The sequence below is a fragment of the Sodalis sp. (in: enterobacteria) genome (genome assembly GCF_051710625.1).
Taxonomy (GTDB): Bacteria; Pseudomonadota; Gammaproteobacteria; order Enterobacterales; family Enterobacteriaceae; genus JBPESN01.
In genome coordinates this window covers 17,826-42,286 of sequence record NZ_JBPESN010000011.1, presented here as the reverse complement: position 1 = coordinate 42,286, position 24,461 = coordinate 17,826, and the positions used below count along the sequence as shown (strand labels likewise).

Annotated in this window: 7 protein-coding genes and 14 pseudogenes; 5 read left to right on the top strand and 16 right to left on the bottom strand. The window is 57.8% G+C overall.

All coding sequences use genetic code 11. The annotated features are described in order from the left end of the window. Window positions 1-217 precede the first annotated feature (217 nt). Together yeiP and ACTBDU_RS05120 are read right to left on the bottom strand one after the other, a co-directional pair. Complete coding sequence (gene yeiP, locus ACTBDU_RS05125) at window positions 218-853, bottom strand: elongation factor P-like protein YeiP (RefSeq protein ID WP_438805753.1); 636 nt, start codon at window positions 851-853, stop codon at window positions 218-220. Between the two features lie 105 nt (window positions 854-958). Next, window positions 959-2,068: pseudogene (locus ACTBDU_RS05120) on the bottom strand (MFS transporter). A gap of 401 nt (window positions 2,069-2,469) precedes the next feature. Here ACTBDU_RS05120 and fruB point away from each other — a divergent pair. The 3 genes and pseudogenes from fruB (at window position 2,470) to ACTBDU_RS05105 (ending at window position 5,219) form a co-directional block, all read left to right on the top strand. Then, window positions 2,470-3,596 (top strand): annotated as a pseudogene (fruB, locus tag ACTBDU_RS05115) (fused PTS fructose transporter subunit IIA/HPr protein). Further along, window positions 3,593-4,377: pseudogene (locus ACTBDU_RS05110) on the top strand (PfkB family carbohydrate kinase); the annotation flags it as partial. The pseudogenes fruB and ACTBDU_RS05110, both read left to right, overlap by 4 nt. A gap of 221 nt (window positions 4,378-4,598) precedes the next feature. Further along, window positions 4,599-5,219, top strand: a complete 621-nt coding sequence (locus ACTBDU_RS05105) for a fructose-specific PTS transporter subunit EIIC (protein ID WP_438805752.1) — start codon at window positions 4,599-4,601, stop codon at window positions 5,217-5,219. Window positions 5,220-5,258: 39 nt separating this feature from the next. On the opposite strand, the gene ACTBDU_RS05100 is transcribed toward ACTBDU_RS05105, so the two are convergent. From ACTBDU_RS05100 to purL, 8 genes and pseudogenes are all read right to left on the bottom strand, one after another. Further along, complete coding sequence (locus ACTBDU_RS05100; RefSeq protein ID WP_438805751.1) at window positions 5,259-5,429, bottom strand: hypothetical protein; 171 nt, start codon at window positions 5,427-5,429, stop codon at window positions 5,259-5,261. A 223-nt stretch (window positions 5,430-5,652) separates the two neighbouring features. Beyond that, window positions 5,653-6,853: pseudogene (locus tag ACTBDU_RS05095) on the bottom strand (IS3 family transposase). 271 nt (window positions 6,854-7,124) lie between these two features. Continuing rightward, on the bottom strand, window positions 7,125-8,378 hold the full coding sequence (glyA, locus tag ACTBDU_RS05090; RefSeq protein ID WP_438805750.1) for a serine hydroxymethyltransferase: 1,254 nt from the start codon (window positions 8,376-8,378) through the stop codon (window positions 7,125-7,127). Between the two features lie 319 nt (window positions 8,379-8,697). Then, the gene (gene glnB / locus ACTBDU_RS05085; RefSeq protein ID WP_438805749.1) at window positions 8,698-9,036 is read right to left on the bottom strand and encodes a nitrogen regulatory protein P-II; all 339 of its coding nucleotides are present in this window, start codon (window positions 9,034-9,036) and stop codon (window positions 8,698-8,700) included. 60 nt (window positions 9,037-9,096) lie between these two features. Then, window positions 9,097-9,981, bottom strand: a pseudogene (locus ACTBDU_RS05080) (response regulator). Between the two features lie 77 nt (window positions 9,982-10,058). After that, window positions 10,059-10,628 (bottom strand): annotated as a pseudogene (locus ACTBDU_RS05075) (hypothetical protein). A gap of 222 nt (window positions 10,629-10,850) precedes the next feature. Further along, window positions 10,851-11,914 (bottom strand): annotated as a pseudogene (locus tag ACTBDU_RS05070) (sensor histidine kinase). A gap of 691 nt (window positions 11,915-12,605) precedes the next feature. Further along, a pseudogene (purL, locus tag ACTBDU_RS05065) lies at window positions 12,606-16,498 on the bottom strand (phosphoribosylformylglycinamidine synthase). Window positions 16,499-16,790: 292 nt separating this feature from the next. On the opposite strand from purL, the gene mltF reads away from it, so the two are divergent. After that, window positions 16,791-18,278 (top strand): membrane-bound lytic murein transglycosylase MltF, encoded by a 1,488-nt coding sequence (mltF, locus tag ACTBDU_RS05060; protein WP_438805748.1) that lies wholly within the window; start codon window positions 16,791-16,793, stop codon window positions 18,276-18,278. Window positions 18,279-18,449: 171 nt separating this feature from the next. On the opposite strand, the gene tadA is transcribed toward mltF, so the two are convergent. From tadA to murQ, 5 genes and pseudogenes are all read right to left on the bottom strand, one after another. After that, window positions 18,450-18,950: a tRNA adenosine(34) deaminase TadA gene (gene tadA / locus ACTBDU_RS05055; protein ID WP_438805761.1), complete on the bottom strand. Its 501-nt coding sequence runs from the start codon at window positions 18,948-18,950 to the stop codon at window positions 18,450-18,452. Between the two features lie 66 nt (window positions 18,951-19,016). Beyond that, window positions 19,017-19,657, bottom strand: a pseudogene (gene yfhb, locus ACTBDU_RS05050) (phosphatidylglycerophosphatase C). A 3-nt stretch (window positions 19,658-19,660) separates the two neighbouring features. Further along, window positions 19,661-20,692: pseudogene (locus ACTBDU_RS05045) on the bottom strand (PTS transporter subunit EIIC); the annotation flags it as partial. Between the two features lie 87 nt (window positions 20,693-20,779). After that, window positions 20,780-21,025, bottom strand: a pseudogene (locus ACTBDU_RS05040) (PTS transporter subunit EIIB); the annotation flags it as partial. A gap of 176 nt (window positions 21,026-21,201) precedes the next feature. After that, a pseudogene (gene murQ, locus ACTBDU_RS05035) lies at window positions 21,202-22,081 on the bottom strand (N-acetylmuramic acid 6-phosphate etherase). A 145-nt stretch (window positions 22,082-22,226) separates the two neighbouring features. Between murQ and ACTBDU_RS05030 the strand changes: the two are divergent. Next, window positions 22,227-23,074 (top strand): annotated as a pseudogene (locus tag ACTBDU_RS05030) (MurR/RpiR family transcriptional regulator). Window positions 23,075-23,078: 4 nt separating this feature from the next. Here ACTBDU_RS05030 and ACTBDU_RS05025 read toward each other — a convergent pair. Then, window positions 23,079-24,285 (bottom strand): annotated as a pseudogene (locus tag ACTBDU_RS05025) (acid phosphatase); the annotation flags it as partial. Window positions 24,286-24,461: the final 176 nt, after the last annotated feature.

Below are 24,461 nucleotides of genomic sequence, written 5' to 3'. Positions count from 1 at the left end.
GTGTTTTTTTTGTTAAAAGAGTAAACATGAAAAGTTAATGCTGTAAGCTAGGCGGCAGAAAACCGCTTTTTTTGCCAGGATAAGCACGTGGGGGGGGGCGGCTAACCGGCCGTCCGCGCGCGGCACCGACATAGAAAACGCGAGGATGTTAGGGGTTTGCCGGATGCGCCCTGTTCCGGCGGGCGCAGGAGAGCGCGCTAAGTTGAGAGGGCCCGCTTCACCGAACCGCGCCCGCTGACCGAGCGGCATCGGTGAAGCGGGCCGGTGGATTAGTCGAGTCGGCGCGTCCCACATAGCGGCGTTCCGCCACGTGAATGCGGATACGCTCGCCGCTGCTGAGGTATTCGAGTACCTGGGTCACCAGACCGGTCGACAGAGTCGCGGGTTTGGTACGCGCGCTGGCGGAAGCCCCTTTGATACCCGGGGTGGTGTCGACAATATTCAGATCCATGGTCTGCGGCAGTTCCAGCGCCAGCACTGCACTGTCCATCCTCAGCACCTGCATGCCGGGAATACCGCCCTCGGGGATAAACAGCAGCTCGTCTTCAATCTGATCTTTTTTGATGATGTACGGCGTGTAATCCTCATTATACATGAAGATGTATTCATCGCCGTCCACGTAAGAAAACGTCACCGAACACCGGGTGAGGGTGATAGTATCGAGGATATCGTCGCCTTTAAAGCGTTCCTCAACCTTTAAACCGGTACGCACATCGGCAAAACACATTTTATGCAGCGTGCTGGCGCCACGCGCGCTCCGGCTTTGGGTGTTGATGTCTTTAACCAGCAATAATTTACCGTTGTAATTTATCGCCATACCGCGCTTTATTTTATTAGCTCTAGCCCTTAACAAGGGCCTGTAGTGTATATCGGGATCAGGGCGACACCTTGCCGTTGTCGTCGGGAAGAGGGGGCACAGTGTGTCGCGGGGCTGCGGCGAATCTACATCACGAATGCGTCACATGCAATATCCGGCGCCGGCAATCATGAGCGGCGACAGGGAAAATACGCCGTGGAATTGCTCGATTATCGACACCAGCCCGGCCAGCGAGCTGGCGATAATCCAGCCCAGCCCGGCCGCTATTGGTGAACAAGGTCGTGGCGGCCCCGGTTTGACCGGGTATCAAATCCTGAAAATAGATCATGCCGATGCCGGCTAAAATCCCGATGAATACGGCGTTCAGCCACTACAGCATCAACAGCGCCGTAGGATCGTGCATCAGCAGCATCCCGAGATAAAACAGCGCCCCGGCGGCCACCGCCGGGCGCATCAACTGCCGTTTCCCCCATCGGTTACTTAACCAGCTGGCCAGCAGCATAGTGGGGATTTCTAGCTCGGCGGCGGTACCCGTCATCACCCCGGCGGTTTTCTCCGGCAGATGCAATTCGTGCAGGATATACAGCGGCATATTAATGAGGTACATGCAACTGCAGGGCCACATCAAGGTACAAGCGGCAAACAACAACAGCGTATCGTGACGGTTGCGGCGCGCGCTTCCAACACCGACCGGGCCTGACGCCGGGATTTGCGCATAGAGGGCAACATCAGCCAGACCAAAGCACCGCAGAGCAAGAGCGTCACGCCGGCCATCAAATACATCATCTTGAAGCCGAATCCCAGCGCCAGCGCGAACGCCAACGGGGGACCGATGACCCACGCCAGCGAAACCTGCGCCCGCAGCACCGAACTGAACATGGCCGCTTCACGGCCGGTATGATCGGCATGCTCGCGCGCCAGGGCGAACAGTTGCGAGTTGGCGGTTGAGCCAAAGCTGGTAAGCAGTACGCCCAGACCGAGCAGACAGCATTTGAAAATCAAAAGTTCGCGATCGCCCTGTTTGTCGGAGCGAGCGGCCAGAAACTGGCTGACGAAAATACCGATAATGGCGCTGCCGGTATAAAACAGACCCACCATAAACGGCCGCGCCTGGGCTTCCTGGGATAAAAACAGACTGGGCGCGGGCAACTGGAGCGCACCGGCAATACCGGTCAGAAAAGCAATCGCCAGAAAAGCCGTAGAGGTCATATCCGGCAGGCCCGCACGAAGGCGGCAGGGGTATAGTATCATGAATATCGTTCGGGGTGAAGGATGGGCACGGGCGCATCATACGCCGATAGGAGAAAAACAAAATAGCGTAACGGAAAAAAAGACCTGCCGCGCAAACTGCCCGCTGGGCCCATCGCTGCAGCGGAAGAGGTTGCGTGAGAAAAATAGCGAACGAGGGCGCCCGGGCTTCAGCGTTGCTTCAGCTCACACTGCTCTAACGGGGCCATCGTCGGGCAAAATGTGCGGGCCATCAAAAATTCATGATGAAATAGAAGTCATCCCCTGCATTCAAGGGGATCTGGTTTCACACCGCCTTGAAACGTTTCAGTGTGGCTTCTCGAACGTCAACTACTAAGTCACGCGTTTTTTAACTTAATTAGATGAAACGATTTAACTTCAGCATTCAGCAGGTGAGGAGAACTATGTTCGAGCTGTCATTACATGACATCCATCCCGGCGCCCAGGCCGAGAATAAAGCGCAAGCCATTCGTTAGGTCGCGGATGCGCTGACGCAGCCCGCCTGCGTCAGCGGCGGTTATCTAGCGGGGATGATGGAGTAGGAAACGCAAACGTCTACCTTTTTGGGCAACGGCATCGCCATCCCGCACGGGACCTACGGCGACCCGCCATCTGGTGCAAAATACCGGGGTGCAGGTTTTTCAATACCCGCAGGGCATCGACTGGGGCGAGGGTTAAACAACTTATCTCGTCATTGGTATCGCCGCACGATCCGACGAGCATCTTGCCCTGCTGCGGCAACTGACTCATGTGCTAAGCGATGAAGCCCTGGCGGCGCGCCTGGCGAAAACCGACTCGGCCGAGCAATTGCGCAGCGTCGCAGCGTATTGGTGGGCGAGCAACAGCCCGCGGCGTTTTTGTTTGATAGCTCGACAATGATATTGGACATTGCGGCCGGCGATCTGATGACGCTGAAAGCGCTTAATGCCGGTTTGCTACAGCGCCTCGGCGCCGTGGACACCGGTTTCGAGGGCGTTATCGCCAGCCCGCCGCTTCATCTGGGGCGGGGCGTGTAGCTTGACGGCAGCACGCAGGGCAACATGATAAGCGCCGTCGCCATCAGTCGCCCGGCTACGCCCTTCGACCAGGAAGGGGTGCCGGTCATGTTGCTGATGACGGTGGCGATGGCCGACGATCAGCCGCTGCCGGTGCTGGACTACCTTGCCGCGCTTCTGCGCCAGGGGCGCGCCGGACGGCTGGCCGACGCTGCTGGCGCTGCTGACCAGCGAAGTGGCGGAACAGGCAAATCAGCTTACCGCCGAATTCGTGGTGCGCAATGAGCACGGGCTGTATGCCCGGCCGGGGCATGGCGCTGGTCAGCGTGATCAAACAATTTGACAGCGCCATCACCGTCACCAACGTGGACGGCAGCGGTAAACTCGCTAACGGGCGCAGCCTGATGAAAGTGGTGGCGCTCGGCGTCAAAAAAGGTCACAAATTACGCTTTACCGCTGAAGGTAATGATGCCGAACAGGCGCTGCAGGCAATCGGCGAGGCCATTGCCTCGGGTCTCGGGGCGGGAGAGGCATGAGCAGACACGTAGCAACAATTACGCTAAATCCGGCTTACAATTTGGTGGGCTTTTGCCCGGAAATCGAGCGCGGCGAAGTTAATTTGGTGCAAACCACCGGGCTGCACGCCGCGGGCAAAGGCATTAACGTTGCCAAAATGCTACTAAAAGATCTGGGCATTGCCAATCGTTTCCAGGTGGTGCAGGGCCGGACGCGTACCAATGTTAAGTTGACCGAAAAAGACGGCGACGTCACTGGCTTTAATTTTTCGGGTTTTACGGTGACGCCACAAGACTGGGACCGTTTCGTCAATGACTCGCTTACCTGGCTTGACCAGTTCGATATGGTGGCGGTCAGCTGCAGCCTGCCGGCTGGCGTGGCGCCGGCGGCTTTCACCGAATGGATGGTGAAGCGGCGCAGTCATTGGCCCCTGCATTATTTTCGACAGCAGCCGCGAAGCGCTGGTGGCCGGGCTGAAAGTCTCCCCCTGTCTGGTGAAACCCAACCGCCGTGAATTGGAGATTTGGGCCGGCCGTCTGTTGCCGGGGCGCTCTCGCCGACGTCATCGAGGCCGCCCACGCCCTGCGCGAGCAGGGGATTGCCCATGTCGTTATCTCGCTCGACGCCGATGGCGCGTTGTGGCTCAACGCCTCCGGCGCCTGGCTCGCCAAACCGCCGGCCTGCGAAGTGGTGAGTACCGTCGGCGCGGGCGATTCGATGGTGGGGGGGCTTTGTATCGTGCTGTCCTTCATTTTCGGCATTCATGCCGCCGAACAGCTGGGCACTTTGGCCGCGGCGTTGATGGAAATCGGCAGCAAATCCGCTCTGGCGCTCATGGTACCTGTCTTGGCGGGGGCTTCATTGCCTTCTCGATAGTCGATCGTCCGGGCCTGACGCCGGGGCTGGTGGGCGGGATGCTGGCGGTCAGCACCGGCGCGGGATTTATCGGCGGTATTATCGCCGGGTTCCTGGCGGGCTATGTGGCGAAGCTCATCAGCAATAAACTGCCCCTGCCGTAAAGCATGGCGGCGCTGAAACCGATACTGATCATTCCGCTTATCGCGACCTTGATGACCGGTCTAGTGATGATTTATGTGGTGGGGACGCCGGTGGCCAAAATCCTGACCGCCCTGACGCATTGGCTGCAGGTGATGGGAACCGCGAATGCCGTGCTGCTGGGGGCTATACTTGGCGCGATGATGTGCAGCGATATGGGCGGCCCCATTAATAATGCCGTCTACGCTTTCGGCGTCGCGCTGCTCAGCACGCAGACCTATGGCCCGATGGTGGCGATTATGGCCGCGGGGATGGTGCCACCGTTAGGCATCGCGGTGGCCACGCTTATCGGACGCCGCAAGTTCGATGACACTCAGCGCGAAGCCGGTAAAGCCGCGTTTGTGCTCGGCCTGTGCTTCATTTCGGAAGAAGCGATTCCTTTCGCCGTGTGGGGTGGCAATCATTTCTGGACTCTTAAGTTAAACGATGGGTTAGCCGGAAGCCCTTTAATGGCGCGGCTTACAGAGATTTTACAGATTCTGGACTTGAATGACTCTGGTTTGAGCAGATTTAAAGGTAGTTTAAACGCCTTTTTGGCATCCATTAGATATATGCAAATTAGGTTAAAAAATTTTAGTAAATCATAAAAATAATGAAGTGAGATAGATAATGGCCTAATCTTTCATTTAGGCCGCTCCACTTTTCTTACAGTTTAAGCTTGCCACATCTTCTACTGCACACTCTTCAGACACCGCCCCCTTTTTAGCTTCGTGTAAAGCTATCAGACGTTCTTTTCCTTCTTTTGGAAGTTGGAGTAACAGGCTATCTAAGTCATCTTTACGTCCTGATAACGCCAATACACCCTTTGCCCCTTCTTGTAAAAACAGGCATTATTAATGCCTCTAAATCTTTTTTATTCAGCGACTTATAAATCATATGCCAAGTAGTTTCTAAAGGATCTTCCATTAGGCTTTCCTCGTTAATTGACTGAGTCTCGCTAGTTGAGGCCACTTCGTTTTGAGTGCATGATGAAGCAAATATAAGCCAGTCCAGGCTGACGTGTTCCTTATATGCAATGCTCTACACCACTGTAAAAGATGGTTGTAGTGGCCAACTAAAACTGGCCACCGCGTTAGCGTTTTTCCAGTGTCTATTTTCTGATTTGTTTGGTGGCAACCCACCGTTATATTCATGCGCCCTGAGTGCGCTGTAATATCCCACGATATAGTCGGTAATTTTATGAGCTGCTTCGCTGAAGCTTATGTAGCCCGTTACCGGTATTCACTCATTTTTTAGACTTCTGAAGAAGCGCTCCATCGGACTATTATCCCAACAGTTACCCCGCCGACTCATGCTTTGTTTGATCCGGTGACGCCACAGCAACTGTCGGAACTGCCTGCTCGTATAGTGGCTACCCTGATCGCTGATGGAACATCACTCCGGCTGGTTTACCACGCGGTTCCCATGCCATTTCCAGTGCTTTGATGGTCAATCTGCTGTCCGGGGAGAACGACATAGCCCAGTCCACCGTTTTCCTCGCGAACAGATTCAAGAACAACCGCAAGGTATGCCCAGCGTTTCCCGGTCCAGATATACGTCACATCGCCGCACCATACCTAGTTTGGCTCCGTTACAGCGGACTGGCGTTCAAGATAATTCGGGATCGCAACATGCTCCTGACCGCCACGCTTATACCTGTGCGTCGGCTGCTGACAACTGACCAGCCCCAGCTCTTTCATGGGCCTGCCTGCGAGCCAGCGCCCCATCCGGAAGCCTCTCTGGGTTGCCATGGTGGCGATACTTCTCACGCCAGCGGCACGATGGCTGATATTGTGCAGTTCATGAACCTGACTGCGCAATGCCGTTCGCCTGCCGTCTGGCCTGTCAGGAGGACTTTTCCAGTATTTGTAACTGCTGCGATGAACCCTGAACACGTGGCAGAGTGTGTCCACAGGATAATGCGCTCTGAGTTTCCCGATTAACAAGAACTGTTCAGGGAGTCTGACATCAAGAGCGTTGTAGCCTTTTTTAATATTTCGTTTTCCATTTCAATGCGTTGTACCTTCTTCTTGAGCTCACGTATTTCGATTTGTTCCGGGGTTATGGGAGAGGCTTTTGGCGTTTTCCCTTGTCGCTCATCACGCAGCTGTTTTACCCATTTCGTTATCGTAGAAAGGCCGACGTCCATGGCTTTTGCTGCTGGCGCGGCGGTGTAATTTTGGTCGATAACCAGTTGAGCGGATTCGCGTTTGAATTCAGGACTAAAATTTTTTCTTTGCATTGGTGCACCCGTGTTGTTCTGAGGTGAGGATATCACCCCTGTTCAGGTGGCCAAATTCAGTGTGCCACTACAATTTGCTCGAATCCTGAACCCGGCCGCCTCCCGGCCGGCCCGGTACCGCGACGATTGACATCAAATATTCCAGCCGCCGTCAAAAGCGACGTAGTATTCGACCACCGCCAGGGCAAAAAAACCGGCCCCCCAAAGGAGGCTGGCCGCTGGCGTGTGGTCGCGGTGGCGCCGGCAGGATCCCTGCGGCCCCGCCTTATCATCACGCGTAAACGGGATGGCGGGCGCAGATATCCAGCACTTTATTCTTAGTGCGCACGATTACGGCGTCGTCATGGATATTTTCCAGCACGTCACACATCCAACCCGCCAAATCGCGCATGTCGGCGTCGGTAAAACCGCGACGCGTCACCGCCGGCGTACCGATACGCACCCCGGAGGTGACGAACGGGCTTTTCGGATCATTGGGCACGCTGTTTTTATTAACGGTAATATTGGCACGGCCCAGGGCGGCATCCGCTTCTTTGCCGGTCAGATTCTTATCCACCAAATCCAGCAGGAACAGGTGATTATCGGTAGCGCCGGAGACAACGTTGAAACCGCGTGACAAGAAAACCTCTACCATGGCTTTAGCGTTTTTGGCCACCTGCTGCTGGTAGGTTTTAAACGCCGGCTCCATCGCCTCTTTCAGCGCAACCGCCTTGGCGGCAATCACATGCATCAACGGGCCACCCTGCGCGCCGGGGAATACGGCAGAATTCAGCTTTTTATACAGCTCTTCGCTACCGCCCTTGGCCAGGATCAAACCACCACGCGGACCGGCCAGCGTTTTGTGGGTGGTTGTGGTCACGACGTGGGCGTGGGGCACCGGGTTCGGATACACGCCGGCGGCAATCAGACCCGCCACGTGCGCCATATCCACAAACAGATAAGCGCCGATGCTATCGGCAATCTGCCGCATTCTGGCCCAGTCAACCACGCCGGAGTAGGCGGAGAAGCCGCCGATGATCATTTTCGGCTGATGGGTTTTCGCCAGCTCGGACAGCTGGTAATAATCGATATGACCGCTCCCATCGATGCCGTAAGGTACGATATTATACAGCTTGCCGGAGAAGTTGACCGGAGAGCCGTGGGTCAAATGGCCGCCGTGCGCCAGGTCCATACCCAGCACCGTATCGCCCGGCTGCAGCAACGTGGTATAAACGGCGAAGTTGGCCTGGGAGCCAGAGTGAGGCTGCACGCTGGCATAATCGGCGCCGAACAGGGCTTTGGCACGATTGATGGCCAGTTGCTCTACCACATCGACATATTCGCATCCGCCGTAGTAGCGCTTGCCGGGATAGCCTTCAGCGTACTTATTGGTCAGCTGTGAGCCCTGTGCCTGCATAACGCGCGGACTGGTGTAGTTTTCAGATGCAATCAGTTCAATGTGCTCTTCCTGGCGCGCCACTTCCTGCTCCATTGCCTGCCACAATTCGGCATCATAATCCGCAATGTTCATATCGCGCTTTAACATCTGGTTCTCCTGACTCTCAGCTAACTGATTAGGGCGATTAAAATAGAGGAATGACCGGCCGTCAGTGTAATCTTTTTTGCCTGGCTTCCGATAGGGCCAGGCGCCGCTTTTTACGCAAACAATTCCCTTGCTGACGCCGCATGAGGCCGGTGGTCACGCTCTGCACCGCATGACGAAATATTTTCATCGCGCCAGAGGAAAATTTCATGCGGCGCGCCCGCGAGGACGTAATCCGTATCGCGTACAGAAACTGCCGTTTACCCGAGGGCGAATAGTTGGGGGGTTATACCGCGCTCGCTTCCGGTATCAGGCTGCGGCCTCAAACGGCCTCTTCGTCTTGCTCGCCGGTGCGGATGCGCACCACGCGTGCGACGTCGAAGACAAAAATCTTGCCGTCGCCGATCTTGCCGGTCTGCGCGGTATGCATAATGGTATCGACGCAGCTGTCGACGATATCATCCGGCACTACCAGTTCGATTTTCACCTTGGGCAGAAAATCCACCATATATTCCGCACCGCGGTACAATTCTGTGTGCCCTTTTTGGCGACCGAAACCCTTAACTTCGGTTACCGTCATACCGGTAATACCGACTTCCGCCAGCGCTTCGCGCACGTCGTCCAATTTGAAGGGTTTGATAATGGCATCGATTTTTTTCATTACTTCACCTACTTAGCAGATTACCTGCGCCCACCATCGATCGTCGGAAACGAGGGCCGATTAATGTTTAAATTCATTCGGGTCCAGCGTATGGTGGGACAAGAGTTTATAAAATTCTGTACGGTTGCGACCAGCCATCCGTGCGGCTTGTCGTCACATTTCCGTGGGTTATTTGTAATAACTTGCGTAAATAGCGCAGCTCAAATCGATGACGCGCCTCAGCGAAAGTTGGCATCACCGTGGTATCGTCCGCCAAAGCCTGCGCCACCAGCGCATCGCTGATAACCGACGTTGACGTCAACGCGGCACACTGTTCTATCACGTTCACCAGCTGGTGTACATTACCGGGCCAACCGGCGGCGGCCAGCCTTCTTCATGGCATCCGCGGAAAAACTGCACACAAACAATTTATGACGCTGCGCGGCCAGGCGCAGTAAATGCTGTGCCAGCAAGGGAATATTTTCTGCCCGCTCATGCAAGGCGGGCAGTTTCAAGCTGACGACAATTTAGCCGATAATACAGATCCTCGCGAAATTCCCCCGCCGCCATCGCCTTGGGCAAATTTCGATGGGTGGCAGACAAAATACGTACATCAATAGCGCGATACAGTGCGCCGCGATCCACCGGTTTGGTCAGAAAGCTGAACAATCCCTCCTGGGTGGCGGACACCGCCTCCGGAATCGAGCCATGGGCGGTAAGAATGATCACCGGTAAACCAGGCTGCTGCTGTATTGCCTTAAACAGCGCGATACCGTCCATCTCATCCATACGCAAGTCGCTGATGACCAGGTCGATTTTACTGCGTTGCGACAGACGTAGCGCCTTTTGGCCGTTTTCCGCAGTGGTCACCGTGAACCCTTCACTGGTCAGCCGCATGCCAAGTAGTTTCAACAGGCTGGTATCATCATCCACCAGCAAGAGATGGGCATGTCTGCGGGTCGTCATGGGCGTGTTTTCTCCCCGTCTTGGGCGCTGCAGTGGGAGGGCGGACAAGGGCGGGGGACGCCTCCCCCGCATCGCTGTCAGCAGCGCGCGAGCTCCTCCCCCTGCGTCTGCCGATTACCCGCCGCCGGTTTGTTGTTATCGCTGTCAAGCGGCGGCGTGCCGTCATCCTCCGCGTTCTGCCACTTGCGCGAGGACAGACGTCGCTCAATGTCGGTAAGATTTTGCAACTTGCGGGTTTGGTGGTCGCCAGCGCCTGATTGAGTTGTTGTTCTCGCGCCGTGAGCGAGCGGATCTGCCAGTCGCTTTCTTGCTGCTGACGCTGGCTAACGGCTGCGCTCATCAGCCAACACCAGCCGCTGCGGCTGGTGTTGGCGCCAAAGGGAAAACAGCGGATAAATACCGGTCGGGAAAGCATCACGATAGCCTAGGAGATGATGATAGGCCTGACGCCGCCCGGCGACATCAATATCCGCAGCGTCCAGCAAAATACTCTGGCGGAAACTGTCCAGCCAGCTTGCATCCTGGTGTCGCCACGCTTCTGCACGCGCCTGCGCCGGCGTCATGCGTGAAGCACATTCCATGAGACTCAACCAATAATCAGGCTGATTCACCCTGCCATCATCATCCTGCCAGATGTCATCGCACACTTGGCGCTAAATGGGTATGAGGCCCCGCTGCCCTCGCTGAGCAACGGGTGGCGGTCGCCGTGCTGCTGACAGGCCGAGAGCAATAACGGCATCAGCACCGCCATTAGCGCGCCGCGCAGGTGAACGCCGGCCGGCGAACACGGGGAGGAAAAGCGCGGGGTCTGCCGCGATAAACATGCTGCTCCAGTCATGTATTAACGATTCTCACCGGTTAGAGGGAGGCTAAATGCGAAAACAGACCGGGGCGTAATCTACTTGTACTAAATCGAGCTCGCCACGCATGCGGTGAATACAATCCCGGGCGATGCTTAATCCCAATCCGCTGCCTTTTACCGCGCCTTTACGCTGAATGCTGCTTTGGTAAAACGGCTCGAAAATCAGCGGGCTATCCGCCTCGGCGATGGGCGTTCCGCTATTGGCCAGCTCAAGCACAATATGCTGCCTGCTAAGGCGACTTCGGATCCAGATGTTACCGGATTCCTGGCCGTAGTGCACCGCATTGGAATAGAGATTATCCAACACCCGACTTAATAAGTCCGCCTGTGCGTGACACTGCGTCACCTCGAGCGCCAGGTGATTGTTGATACCCTTGGCGCGTGCCGGCAGACTGTGGGCGCCAATAACCGACGCCACCATTGCCGCCAGATCGACATTGTCGGCCCGGGAAGGACCGACCGCCAGCCGGCGATTGTAATCCAGTACTTGTTCAATGAGTTGCTGCAGGTGACGGCTGCTGCTGTCGAGAATCGCCACTACCTCTTTCTGATCGGCGCTCAGCCGGCCCGCCACCTCGTCGGCCAGCAGTTCCGCCCCCTCGCGTAGACTGGCCAGTGGCGTCTTTAATTCATGGGAGATATGACGCAAAAATTCATGCCGTTAAGATTCGAGTCAGGCCAATCGTTCGTTCAACCAGATAATACGCTGGGTGAGAGACTGAATTTCACGCGGCCCGCTAAACGGGGTATCCGCGCCGCCAGAGTTTGCTTTTTCCCCAGCTGGTTGATCATATATTCCACGCGCTTCACCGGGCCAACGTTGGATCGTCCAGGCCGCAATATTGGTGATAGCTGCGCTCCATCGCCAGCGCCAAACCGGTCATGTTTTCGGTGCGCCGGGCGTCCGCCAGCGTCGCGTGGGTAATCTCCGCCGCTTGTTCGCTCAGGGTATCCAGACTTTGCCGGGCCTGCCACGCCAGCAACCAGCAACAGTAGCGGCAGTAACACCAGGCTGAACGCCAGGACAACCAATTGACGCAGCGAACGGGGAAACGGACGCCACTTGTTCACGGTTATCGTCCTCAGAGGATTAGGGACAGGCTTTGATGGTAGCCGACTGTCGCCGGCAGGGGAAGACCAAAAAAGGCACTTGGCCGAAAATTAAGTGCCTTGGCGAGGAAACAGGGAGTGCTTCACTCAACGTGTCGCCCTGTAATTGTTAACACCGCCAGAGCAGCGATTAACGGTTACGTTGGACGGTAGGCACCGTACATTGGCATCATTCGGCAGATATGGAGCGGTCGTATTGCCTAGCCTGTGACGCTGTCATATCAAGGTGAATGAGCGACTGATTTAGATATACCAGAAACCGTACAAAACCGCCAATATTACAGACATTCATATGATTATTAAGTATTTTTTAATTTTTTTGTCCAGTCTTAAGGCGACATCCTCTGGCAAAGCAAATTAAAATGTCTCCTACGGGAGACATAAAATTATGTTCTGCTATGAAAGCAATAAAAATCAGAGAGGTAAATGTCTTTTATCGGCAACAGTTTGTTGGCCGCTCGCGTGGAAAAAGCGACACCTAGCGCACGCCCATTATCCCGGGGCACTTTCGCGCCGCGTCAGCTTCGTTTGCGGCGGCGTGAGCCGCAGGCCTAAGCCAACATCGTTACCGGCCGCACGACAGGCAGCCCCGCAAACACCTGGGCGGTGCCTCTGCGCCGACCATAAGCCGGCGCAGATTAACCTATGCGCGTTAGCCCAGTTGCTTGCGCGCGTTGCGGAATAGCCGCATCCAAGGCCCGTCCTCGCCCCACTCCGCAGGGTGCCAGGAGTGGCTGACGGTGCGGAAAACCCGTTCAGGGTACGGGGCATGGTCAGGGTAACGCGTCCACTGGCGTTGGTGATAGCGGTGATTTCGTTAGGTGAGCCGTTGGGGTTAGCGGGATAGTTTTCGGTGACCTTGCCGTAGTTGTCCACATAGCGCAGGGCCACCAGGCCCGCATGGCTTAATCGCGGCCAGATGCGCCGCGTCGCGCACCTCCACCCGCCCTTTGCCGCGGGCAACGGCGATAGGCAGACGGGAACCGACCATGCCCTGCAACAGCAGCGACGGGCTCTGCGTCACCTTCACCAGGCTGAACCGCGCCTCAAAGCGCTCGGACTTGTTGCGCACGAAACGGGACCACAGCTCCGCGCCGGGGATCAGTTCGCGCAAATTGGACATCATCTGACATCCGTTGCAGACCCCGAGCGCCAGGGTTTGGGGACGGTGGAAAAACGCCTCGAACTCATCGCGCACCCGCGGGTTAAACAAGACTGACTTGGCCCAACCTTCCCCGGCGCCCAACACATCGCCGTAGGAGAAATCGCCGCAGGCCACCAGCGTATGGAAACCGTCAAGGGTTTGCGCACCGGTGAGCAGATTGCTCATATGCACATCAATAGCCTCAAATCCGGCACGGTGAAAAGCGGCCGCCATCTCCACATGGGAGTTCACGCCTTGCTCCCGCAGCACGGCGACTTTCGGCCGTGCACCTTTGGCGATAAACTGTGCAGCGATATCCTCCATAGGATCAAAACTCAAGGCCACCGTCAGGCCCGGATCGTTGTCGTCCTGACGGGCGGCGTGTTCCTGATCGGCGCTTTCGGGATTGTCACGCAGCCGCTGCATCTGCCAGCTGGTTTCCGCCCACCAGGTTCTCAGGGTGGTACGGCTTTCACTGTACAGCGAACGCTCGCCGGCGCGCAGGATAAAACGGTCGCCGGGCGGGGCCGTGCCAAGGTAGTGCAGACAGTCGGCCAGACCCTCCTGGTGGAACGGCGCCGTAACCGCGTCGCGATCGGCCGCGTCGATCTGGATTACCGCCCCCAGTTCTTCATTGAACAGGGCGCCCAGCGCATCATCTCCCAGCGGACCAATGTCGGCATCGATACCGCAGTGGCCGGCAAACGCCATTTCTGCCAGCGTCACCAGCAAGCCGCCGTCGGCGCGGTCGTGATAGGCCAGCAGTCGCCCTTGCGCCACTAGTTGTTGCATGACGCGGAAAAAGGCGGCCAGCTGACCGGCGTCGCGCACGTCAGCGGCTTCATCCCCGAGCTGGCGATACACCTGCGCCAGGGTGGTGGCGCCCAACGCCTGATGGCCGGCGCCCAGATCGATGAGTAGCAGCGCATTATCGCGCGCCGGCTGCAATTGCGGCGTCACGGTAGCGCGTACGTCTTCCACGCGGGCGAAGGCGGTGATGACCAGCGACAGCGGCGCCGTCATTTGCCGTGATTCGGCCGCGTGCTGCCAGCGGGTTTTCATCGACATGGAATCTTTACCTACCGGGATGGTGAGCCCCAGCGCCGGACAGAGCTCCTCGCCCACCGCTTTCACCGCCTGATACAGGCCGGCATCTTCACCGGGATGACCCGCGGCGGCCATCCAGTTGGCGGAGAGTTTCACCCGCTTGATATCGCCGATATGCGTGGCGGCCAGGTTAGTCAGCGCCTCGCCTACCGCCAGACGTGCGGAGGCGGCAAAATCTAGCAGCGCGACCGGCGCCCGCTCACCCAGCGACATCGCTTCGCCGTAATAACTGTCCAGGCTGGCGGTGGTCACGGCGCAATCCGCCACCGGCACCTGCCACGGGCCGACCATTTGATCGCGCGCGACCATCCCGGTCACGCTACGATCGCCAATAGTGATAAGGAAGGTTTTTTCCGCCACCGCTGGCAAATGCAACACGCGGTTAATCGCCTCGGCAAGCGTGATGCCATCGCGGTTTAGCGGGTGGCCGGCGGCCTGCAGGCTGGGGGCTTCCCGCTGCATCTTCGGCGTCTTGCCGAGCAAGACATCCAGCGGCAAATCAATCGGCCGGTTGTCGTAATGCGCGTCGTTCAGGCTGAGATGCAACGCGTCGGTCGCCTCGCCTATCACCGCATAGGGCGCGCGCTCACGGCGGCAAATGGCGTCAAATTCCGCCAACCGCTCAGGGGCTACCGCCATAACGTAGCGCTCCTGCGATTCATTACACCAGACTTCCAGCAGGCTCATGCCCGGCTTGTTATTGGGGATCTCGTGCAGCTGAAAACTCCCGCCGCGTCCGCCGTCGCTGACCAGCTCCGGCATGGCGTTTGACAGACCGCCGGCGCCTACGTCATGTATAAACAGAATCGGGTTGTCTTCCCCCCGTTGCCAGCAGCGGTCGATGACTTCCTGACAGCGGTATTCCATTTCAGGATTGTCGCGCTGCACCGAGGCGAAATCTAAATCGGCATCGGACTGACCGGAGGCCATCGACGAGGCCGCGCCGCCGCCAAGGCCGATGTTCATTTCCGGACCGCCCAAAACGATAAGCTTGGCTCCCACGCTGATTTCGCCTTTTTGCACATGCGACGCGCGAATATTGCCAATGCCGCCGGCCAGCATGACGGGTTTATGGTAACTGCGCAGCTCCACGCCGTTATGGCTGTCCACGCGCTCTTCATAGGTGCGGAAATAGCCGGCCAGCGCCGGACGACCGAATTTGTTATTGAACGCCGCGCCGCCCAGGGGGCCCTCGGTCATGATATCCAGCGCGCTGACAATACGCTCGGGGCGGCCGAAGTCTTCTTCCCAGGGCTGTTTAAGGCCGGGAATGCGTAAATTGGAAACAGAGAACCCGACCAGACCGGCTTTCGGCTTGGCCCGGCGCGGCCGGTGGCGCCTTCATCGCGGATTTCACCGCCGGAGCCGGTGGCCGCGCCGGGCCAGGGCGAAATGGCGGTCGGATGGTTATGGGTTTCGACCTTCATCAAAATATGCGCCGCTTCCTGATGATAGTCATAGCGCCCCGCCTGCGCGTCGGGGAAGAAATGCCTTACCGCCGATCCCTCCATCACCGCGGCATTGTCTTTGTAGGCCGACAACACATAGTCGGGGGTCTGCTCGAAGGTATTTTTGATCATCTTGAACAGCGACTTGGCCTGCGGCTGGCCGTCGATCACCCAATCGGCGTTGAAAATTTTATGCCGGCAATGCCCGGAGTTGGCCTGAGCGAACATATAGAGTTCGACATCGCTCGGGTTACGCCCCAGGCGGGTGAACGCCGCGAATAAATAGTCGATTTCGTCCTGCGCCAGCGCCAGACCCAGCGCCAGATTTGCCGCCTCCAGCGCGCCGCGTCCCTCACCCAAAACGTCCACCAGCGTTACCGGCGCCGATGCATGCTGGGCAAAGAGCGCCGCTACCTCCTCCAGGCTGGTGAATACCGTTTCCATCATCCTGTCGTGCAACAGGGCGGCGAGTTGCCCCCACTGAGGCTCACTTAATTGAGGCGCCTGAATATAATAGGCCAGACCGCGTTCCAGACGTTTTATCTGCGGCAGTCCGCAGTTGTGGGCAATATCGGTCGCCTTTGACGACCAGGGAGAGCGCGTACCGGGCCGCGGCGTGACCAGCAGTAGGCGCCCTTGCGGCTGATGTTCCGCGAGAGAGGGACCGTATTTCAACAGCCGCTGCAGCCGGCTTGACGCATCCTCGTCGAGCGCTGCGCTGACATCGGCGAAGTGGATGTATTCGGCATAGATATCGTCGACCGCCAGTCGGGCGTTTCGGCAGCGAACCAGCAGTTTATTAATGCGAAATACGGACAGAGTGGGCGAACTGCGCAATATTTCCATAGTAACAGATCTCTCGTCTTTGAACCGCCGGCCGCAGGTGTGTGGCTCGACCATTCATGGGGCGCAACAACAGGGGAAAACGCGCCTCATTATAGAGAATCCCGGCTGCGGACGAAACCGTTTGCGCAGTTATTCTTTTATCCTTTATTTCCCCTCGCCCGGGCGCGGACATGCATCAATCTTGTTGCACGTTGGCGCTTTGTTGCGCAAAATGCCCTCCTGTTTGGAGAAAAAATCATAATAATGTTGCCGTTAACGACAGCGAGGCCTGCCTCCGGCACGAGATAACGCTTTGAAGCGGTTTAAATTAAATTATTTTATCATCGCCCTTATCGCCATTATGCTCACCTGGGCCCTCTGGGCTACCGCCCCTTGGCAAAACGCCCATCAGGATAGCCTGGTGGCTATTAAAGCGCGCGACGAACTTCGTATCAGCACCCTTGACGCGCCGCTGAGCTATCATCGTGTCAATAATCAACCGGCGGGCTTTGATTACGACCTGGCGCAACGCTTTGCCGATTACCTTGGCGTTACCCTCAAGGTACGCGTGCGCAGCAACCTGAATCAGCTGTTTGACGATCTGGATAATGACAATGCCGATATCCTGGCGGCCAGCCTGATTTACAATGCCGAGCGGTTGAACCGATTCACCGTCGGTTCCTCTTACTACTCGGTTTCGCAACAGCTGGTGTATCGCCTGGGCCAGCCGCGGCCGAAAAATCTGGGCGATTTGCGCGGGCGGCTGGCGGTGGCGTCAGGTTCGGCGCAAATTTCCCAGCTTCGGCAGTTAAAAAAGAAGCAGTATCCGCAGCTCGCCTGGGAGGTATCCTTCGATCTCAGCAGCCGGTCGCTGCTGGAAAAAGTCGCCGATGGCAAGTTGGACTATACGCTGGCCGACTCGGCCACCGTCGGGCTGCTGCAGCGTGTGCATCCGCAGTTGGCGGTGGCATTTGACATTACCGAGGAAGAGCCGGTCACCTGGTATCTCCGGCGCAGTGATAGCGAGGGGCTGTCAGCAGCGCTGCTGGATTTCTTCAGTCAATTGAACGACAACGGCATCATGGCGCGGCTGGCGGAAAAATATCTCGGTCACGTTAGCGGGTTTGACTATGTCGATACCAAAACCTTCCTTAACGCTATCGATGCCACCTTGCCGGCGCTGCAGCCGCTGTTTGAACGGTATGCCCGCGATATCGACTGGAAGTTGCTGGCGGCTATTTCCTATCAGGAATCCCATTGGGATCCGCTGGCCACTTCGGCCACGGGAGTACGCGGGCTGATGATGCTGACCCGTCGCACCGCCGATAGTCTGGGCATCGGCGACAGAACCAATGCGGAACAAAGCGTGCGCGGCGGCGCCCTTTATTTGTCGCGCATGATGCAGCGAGTGCCGGACACCATCTCCGAGGATGAAAAGATCTGGTTTGCCCTGGCGGCATATAATATGGGCTATGCTCATATGCTGGACGCACGCGCTTTGACGGCAAAGCAGCAGGGCAATGCCGACAGCTGGGTCGACGTGAAGCTGCGATTGCCGATGCTGAGCCAGCCGCGCTACTACAAGCAAACCCTTTACGGTTATGCCCGCGGCCAGCAGGCGTATAATTACGTGGAAAACATCCGCCGCTATGAAATCAGCCTGGTAGGGTACTTGCAGGAAAAAGAGAAAAAGGCGGCCCAGCTTGCGGCCTGGAATGCCGATCCCACCAACGCTTACCCGGTCGTAACAACGGAAGATCTGCGCGCGCTGGCGCCGGCCAGTACTGTCGCGGCCCCCTGACGACGCCGGGCAGAACTGATTCCGCTAGAGGGGATAGCTCGCCGGCGGCGCTCAGCGTCGTGAGAAGCGTGCGGCGAGCGGTGACAGGCACAGCGCCATTTTAGGGCTCGCCTTACAGCAGCCCTGCTGCGCCATTACTGGGGTTCGTCCAGCAGCGACCGTTTAACGCCGTTAACAGGGGCTGTCTGGCAGTTTCAGCGCCAGCCGCTGCGCCCGGCGGCGTCGGAAAAAATCGCTGAGCTGGGCGGCGCATGCCTGCGCCAACACATCGGCGGTAAGCTCAATCCGATGATTCATACCCGGATGACCGAGTACATCCATGAGCGATCCCGCTGCGCCGGTTTTCTCGTCCCGCGCACCGAACACCAGGCGGCCGATACGGGCGTGGATCATCGCGCCCGCGCACATCACGCAGGGTTCCAGGGTTACGTACAAGGTCGCCGCCTTCAGCAAACGGTAATTACCCGCTTGCTGCCCCCCCTGGCGCAGGGCCATGATTTCAGCATGGGCGGTGGGATCGTGATGGCCGATGGAACGGTTCCAGCCTTCGCCGATAATCGTGCCATCTAGCACCAGGACCGCACCGACCGGCACCTCGCCTTCGGTTTCAGCGCGCCCGGCCAACATCAGGGCGTGACGCATCCAAACTTCATCGCAGCAGCGCTCGCTCATGACCTCCCTCCCCACCGATAACCGCCGCGAAGTATACCGGCCCGGGTAAAGAGAAGGAAGGCAAAATCAATCCAGCTGCTTGAGTTGGCCATCACATGTGTTACCCGCCAACGATATTGGCAAAAATACAGCAGCGGACTGTCGTGAATGCTATCGCTATAGCCGCTGTATAATTTCAACGGGATCCTCCAATTCGCGCTCCAACTGCGCCACTTTCTCATGCCCGAGACAGCGCAGCGTCAGTATCCAGCCGCCGTAACGCCGGTGTATCCGGCTCCCGATAAGCCGCACCTGCGGCAATAATACCGCGTCGTGCTAAACCTTCTCCACCAGCGACTCCGGTGAGCCGGTAATCAGCCACACCCCGGGCATTGTGACTGGTGAGATAGTCGTCCAGGCGCGCCAGTACCTGCGGGAAACGCCGCGCGCGTCGACGGGAAACAGCCGCAAACCGCGCCTCCAGGGCCTGCAACCGCGCCTCGTTATGGCCGAAGGTAATCGACCACAGCAGCAGGCTCATCGGCCAGCGGGCCGAACGGCCCTTGACCAGCAGTCCAAACGCCACCGCCGGCAGAACGGGGATCACCAATACGACATTCAGCGGCAGATGCGCAAGCAGATAGCGCAAAAAGCAGCCAAACATATCCTGTTGATAGCGTGCCGTCCAAATCAAAAAACACAACGCGCCGGGCGGTTGGGTCAGTCAAAAGCTACTCCTCCGGATCTCTAAATTTAATCAGCCATGTAAAGACAAATCCTGTCGCCACGGCAGCCGCCGCCCCCAGCAGATAGGCCGCGACCTTTCCGGTGACGATGGTCAGCGCCAGCGGCAATCCCGACAGGCCAAAGGTAGTAAGCGTCGCCACTTTGAGATAACTTATCACCGCGCCGCCGAACGCCCCGCCGAGGCAGGCGGCGACAAACGGGCGTCCCAGCGGCAACGTGACGCCGAAAATCAGCGTCTCGCCTATACCGAGCACACCCACGGGCAAGGCGGCTTTCAGCACTTTTTTCAGCCGGGCATTGCGAGTTTTCAGCAGCACGGCCAATGACGCGCCACCTGACCTACCCCGGCCATGGCCAGGATCGGCAGCAGTGGATTCACGCAGTGGGCTTGGATAAGCTCCACGTGCAGCGGCACCATTCCCTGATGCAGGCCGGTCAGCACCAGCAGCAAAAAGCTTCCCGCCGGCACCCGCCCCGATCAATCGCCACATTCACGCCGTGGGCGATAGGCGTCCGAAATAGCCCTGCCGAGCGGTTGTAACACCACTATCGCCAGCGATACAGTTATCAGTGTAGTCAGAAGCGGATTAACTATCAGCTCAATCGACTCCGGTAAAAGTGACGCCGCAACGCTTTTCCACCCAGCACATCAGGGCCACTACCAGCAAGACGGCAATAACGCCTCCGCGACCGGGCTGTAGCGGCTCATCGAAAAGCCGGATCTGCGCCAGGCCAGGGCTGCTCAGGATGGCGGCCATGACACTACCCATGGCCTGGGAACCGCCGAACACCCGCGCCGCGTTCACCCCCACCAAAATAGTCATGATAGCGAATAGCACGCTGCCAAACAACGCCCGCCGCCCGATTAAATTGGGATAGTGCCGCGCAATATCGCCGCTGACATCTGAACGCGTCAGAAGATTAACCAGCCCCGTAATGAGACCGGAGGCGATAAAGGCCGGGGTGAGCGGGATAAACACATTAGCCAGCTGACGCAGAGCGCCGCTGACGGGGGTCGCGTATCGCGTTCTGATGCGCTCACGCGTTTGCGCCGCCCTTATCCGCCGACTTCGTACCAAACGATGCAGCCGGCGTGTCAGGCATGAGGCGGCGCATGGCGTCAACAATCTTCGCCGCGGCGCTCGGGCCCCGGCGACGATCTGATGTTGTCGGCCCTGCATGAGATAGCCTTTAACACCCTCCACCCGTTGCAGCGCAGCCACATCAACGCGCCGGTCGTCGAGCACCTCCACCCGCACCCGGGTCATGCAGTTCTCAAGCCTCAGCACATTGTCCGCCCCGCCTAGGCCGGCCAGTAGCGCGGCCGCTACGCTTTCGCTTTGATGCATTATGGGCTCCCGTCCCGTTAACGTTGGCGCACCGCATGGCAGGCGGCACGACGCTAGCGTCTTTTTCACCGCGGGGCACACGGCGCGCCCTTATGTCGCGTCTGACTGCGAGGCTGCATTACATCGGCGGCTACTGAGGGGATACGCCTGCCGGCAGGTAACGCATGCCCGCCCCGTTACGCGCTAATGTCGGCCAGAGCCGCCCGCAGAAGCCCCGTGCGCCACCTGCGCTTCAGCGGCGCTTTTGCCGCTAAGCAGCATCAGAATGGCCGGTTTAACTTCATGGTCGGTCTGCGCGCCTGCTCCGCCTCGACCCCGCAAGCTTCGCAGACAATGCAGCAAGCGCGATCGCCTAGCTTGGCATTGGTGGCCCGGACATCCACCATCAGGTTTTGATAGACCTTACCCAGCTTAACCATGGCGCCGGTGGAAATCATATTCAGCACCAGTTTTTGCGCGGTCCCGGACTTCATGCGCGTTGAGCCGGTCAGCACTTCAGGCCCCACTAGCGGCGATATCGCGATGTCCGCCGCTTGGGCAATGGGCGTGTCGGGATTACAGGAAATCGCGACGGTGGCACAGCTCAACGCGCGGGCATAACGCAACGCGCCCAACACATAGGGCGTCCGGCCCGACGCTGCCAGCCCTACCACCATATCGGTCGGGGTGAGCCGGAGGTGTTGCGGATCATGTTCTCCCAGCTCCATATCATCCTCCGCGCCTTCTACCGCCTTAAGCAGTGCGCCGGGGCCGCCGGCGATAAGGCCGACCACCCTGCCGGGCGGCACGCCGAAGGTGGGGGGAATTTCCGATGCATCCAGCACACCCAGCCTGCCGCTGGTTCCGGCCCCCATATAAGATAAGCCGCCCGCCGGCGCTCAGCGCCTGCGCCGCCCGCTCAATAGCCGCAGCCACCGCCGGCAACTCGGCGGCGATAGCCTCAGGCACCAGCCGGTCCTGCTGGCTAAACAATGTCACCATCTCAAGCGTCGATAAGGTACCCAACGTCATCGAATCTGGATGACGTGTTTCCGATACTAATGCCCCTAAATTCATACAGCCATCGTTGAATTTTTAATTCAAATAATAAACACTATTATCGAATAGACAATTCTTGCAGGCGAGAGAAATCTCGCCGCCCGATAGCAGAGAGCCTTGCCATCGTTTCGACACGACGGCGTGACGCCGAAGACAGCACCTCATAAGCAGTTTATTACAAATAGGCCAGCTCTATCGCTTTTTGTCGCGCAATGATCAGAAATTGGCGGATTTTTTACTGCTTCATACTGAAGAAGCACGCCATCTCAGTTCCCAGCGCGTGGCACAGATGACCGGCGTCAGCCAGTCAAGCGTAGTGAAATTCGCCCAGAAGCTCGGCTACAAAGGATTTACCGCGCTGAAGCTGGCGTTGAGCGAAGCGCTGGTCAACCGCCAGGAGCCCCGTCGATACCGGTGCATAACCAAATCCTTAGCGATGATCCTATCAAAACCGTCGGGGAAAAACTGCTGGCGGAAAAAGTGGCCGCTCTGCGCGGCACGCTGGGTATCGACAGCGAAGATAAACTGCACCAGGGGGTGGAGATGCTGCAACGGTCAAAGCGGGTGATTATCGTCGGCATCGGCACGTCGGGACTGGTGGCGCGGGATTTCTCTTACAAATTGATGAAAATCGGCATGGCGGCGGTGGCGGAAAACGATATGCACGTATTGCTGGCCACGGTGCAAGCACTCAGTCCGGACGATCTGTTATTCGCCATTTCATTTAGCGGCACGCAGCGGGAAATCAACCTGGCAGCGCAGGAGGCGTTGCGGGTGGGTGCTCGGGTCATGGCGGTCACCAATTTCGCCCCCAACGAACTGCAACAGTATGCCGATTTGACGCTTTACACCGTCTCAGAGCAGCAGGCCCAGCGCAGCGGGGCCATTTCCTTGAATATCGCGCATCGGGCGATAACTGACCTGTTGTTTATGGGGCTGGTACAACAGGATCTGGCACACGCCCCGGACCGCATCCGCCACAGTGAAGAGCTGGTCAAAAAACTGGCCTGAGAACTTAATCAACCCGCGCGGGCTCGGGCGCGGGCAGTACGGCCTCATGCAGATTCAGCCGCTGCCAGAAATTTTGCCCCCCCTGACCGCCTGAAAGCGGATAGCCGTCGGCAAATCATGGTGCGCACCATGAGCGCCCGCCGCTGGCTGGCGCTGAGATTGGGCAACGGAAACGCCAGCAGCACATCTGCTCCCTCGGGCACGGTCACCGCCTGCGTGGTCGTCACCTCGGCGCGCGGTAGGCGATAAGTTATAGTGTAGCGGTAAAATGCCGTCATGCCGCTCTGGGTATAAGGATAGTTTCCCTGACCGCTCTGCGCGCATTGGGCGATGGTGGTACCGCACTCTTTCTCCAGTGCGCCGCGTAATTGTTGTCTGGCCTGGGCAAATAATACCTGGTAGGCCGGATCGTTGACATAATGCGCCACATTGCGTTCAGCCACCATCCGCGAGCCGATCACATCCAGCGGATAATGCACGTCCAGCACCAGTCGGGAATAGCCATATTTTGCGCCGCGATCGACCAGCGGGACGAAGCGTTCCGGGATCATTTCCGCCAGCAATAACGCATCGGTATAACCGGTGTTGGTATGGCCGCTTGGAAATGTGCCGCCGTCGGCGGTGTAGGAATGGTTGTCGCGCACCACAATGTCATCCGGTCCCAGCAAGATATGGTTGCCCGGGCAGAGAAACGGCCGCGGATAATTGAAATGTTTCTTCGCCGCCGAGGTGCTGATTTCGCTGGCTTTGATTAAGGCGGCCGCCTTACTGATGAGCTCCCCTTTATCATAGGCGTTGATGAAGGCCTCCCCCAGACGTGGTCCGAGCGCATCCGCCAGAAAATAGAGATAGGGAGTGCCCTCCGCATCCACCAAGGCCTGCTGACGCACGCCGCGGGTCGCGTTTTGATTAATTTGCGTCGCGATAGCCAGACTCTACTGCTGGACGGCAGGCAAAAGGGCGTTAAAGCTTTCCAGCAGCGCTACGCCCGCTTGCTGATTGGCGGGGTAGGCAAAATCATAGCCGCTCTGCCGCCGCCAGGCGTTGTCAGCCTGTTGTGCCGTTTGTTCTGCATCGTCCAGATGGGCGCGGGTGACTTTGCCGCCATCGCCGGCGATGCCGCGGCGCAAATGTTGTACCACGTTCGCCATAAGCGTTGGAAAGCCAGGCTGGCTATTGGCGGGGGCGTCGCCTCCAGAGTTTGCGGCAGAGTGGCATCTGCGACAGGCTGCGCCAGTACGCCATAAGAAATGAATAAAACACACATCAGCGCGGAAAAGCGTAATAAAAACATGGGGAATTCCTTCTCAGCAAGGGGGAATACGAAGCTTTTCGCCATGTTATGCTCGTAATATGACGGTTTTATGTCAGTCTTTTGTCCTTCGCA

Excerpts from the sequence above, each read along its gene's own strand:
- ACTBDU_RS05105 (WP_438805752.1), top strand. The coding sequence starts at position 4,599 with ATGGCGGCGCTGAAACCGATACTGATCATTCCGCTTATCGCGACCTTG.
- glyA (WP_438805750.1), bottom strand. The coding sequence starts at position 8,378 with ATGTTAAAGCGCGATATGAACATTGCGGATTATGATGCCGAATTGTGG.
- glnB (WP_438805749.1), bottom strand. The coding sequence starts at position 9,036 with ATGAAAAAAATCGATGCCATTATCAAACCCTTCAAATTGGACGACGTG.
- tadA (WP_438805761.1), bottom strand. The coding sequence starts at position 18,950 with ATGAGCGAGCGCTGCTGCGATGAAGTTTGGATGCGTCACGCCCTGATG.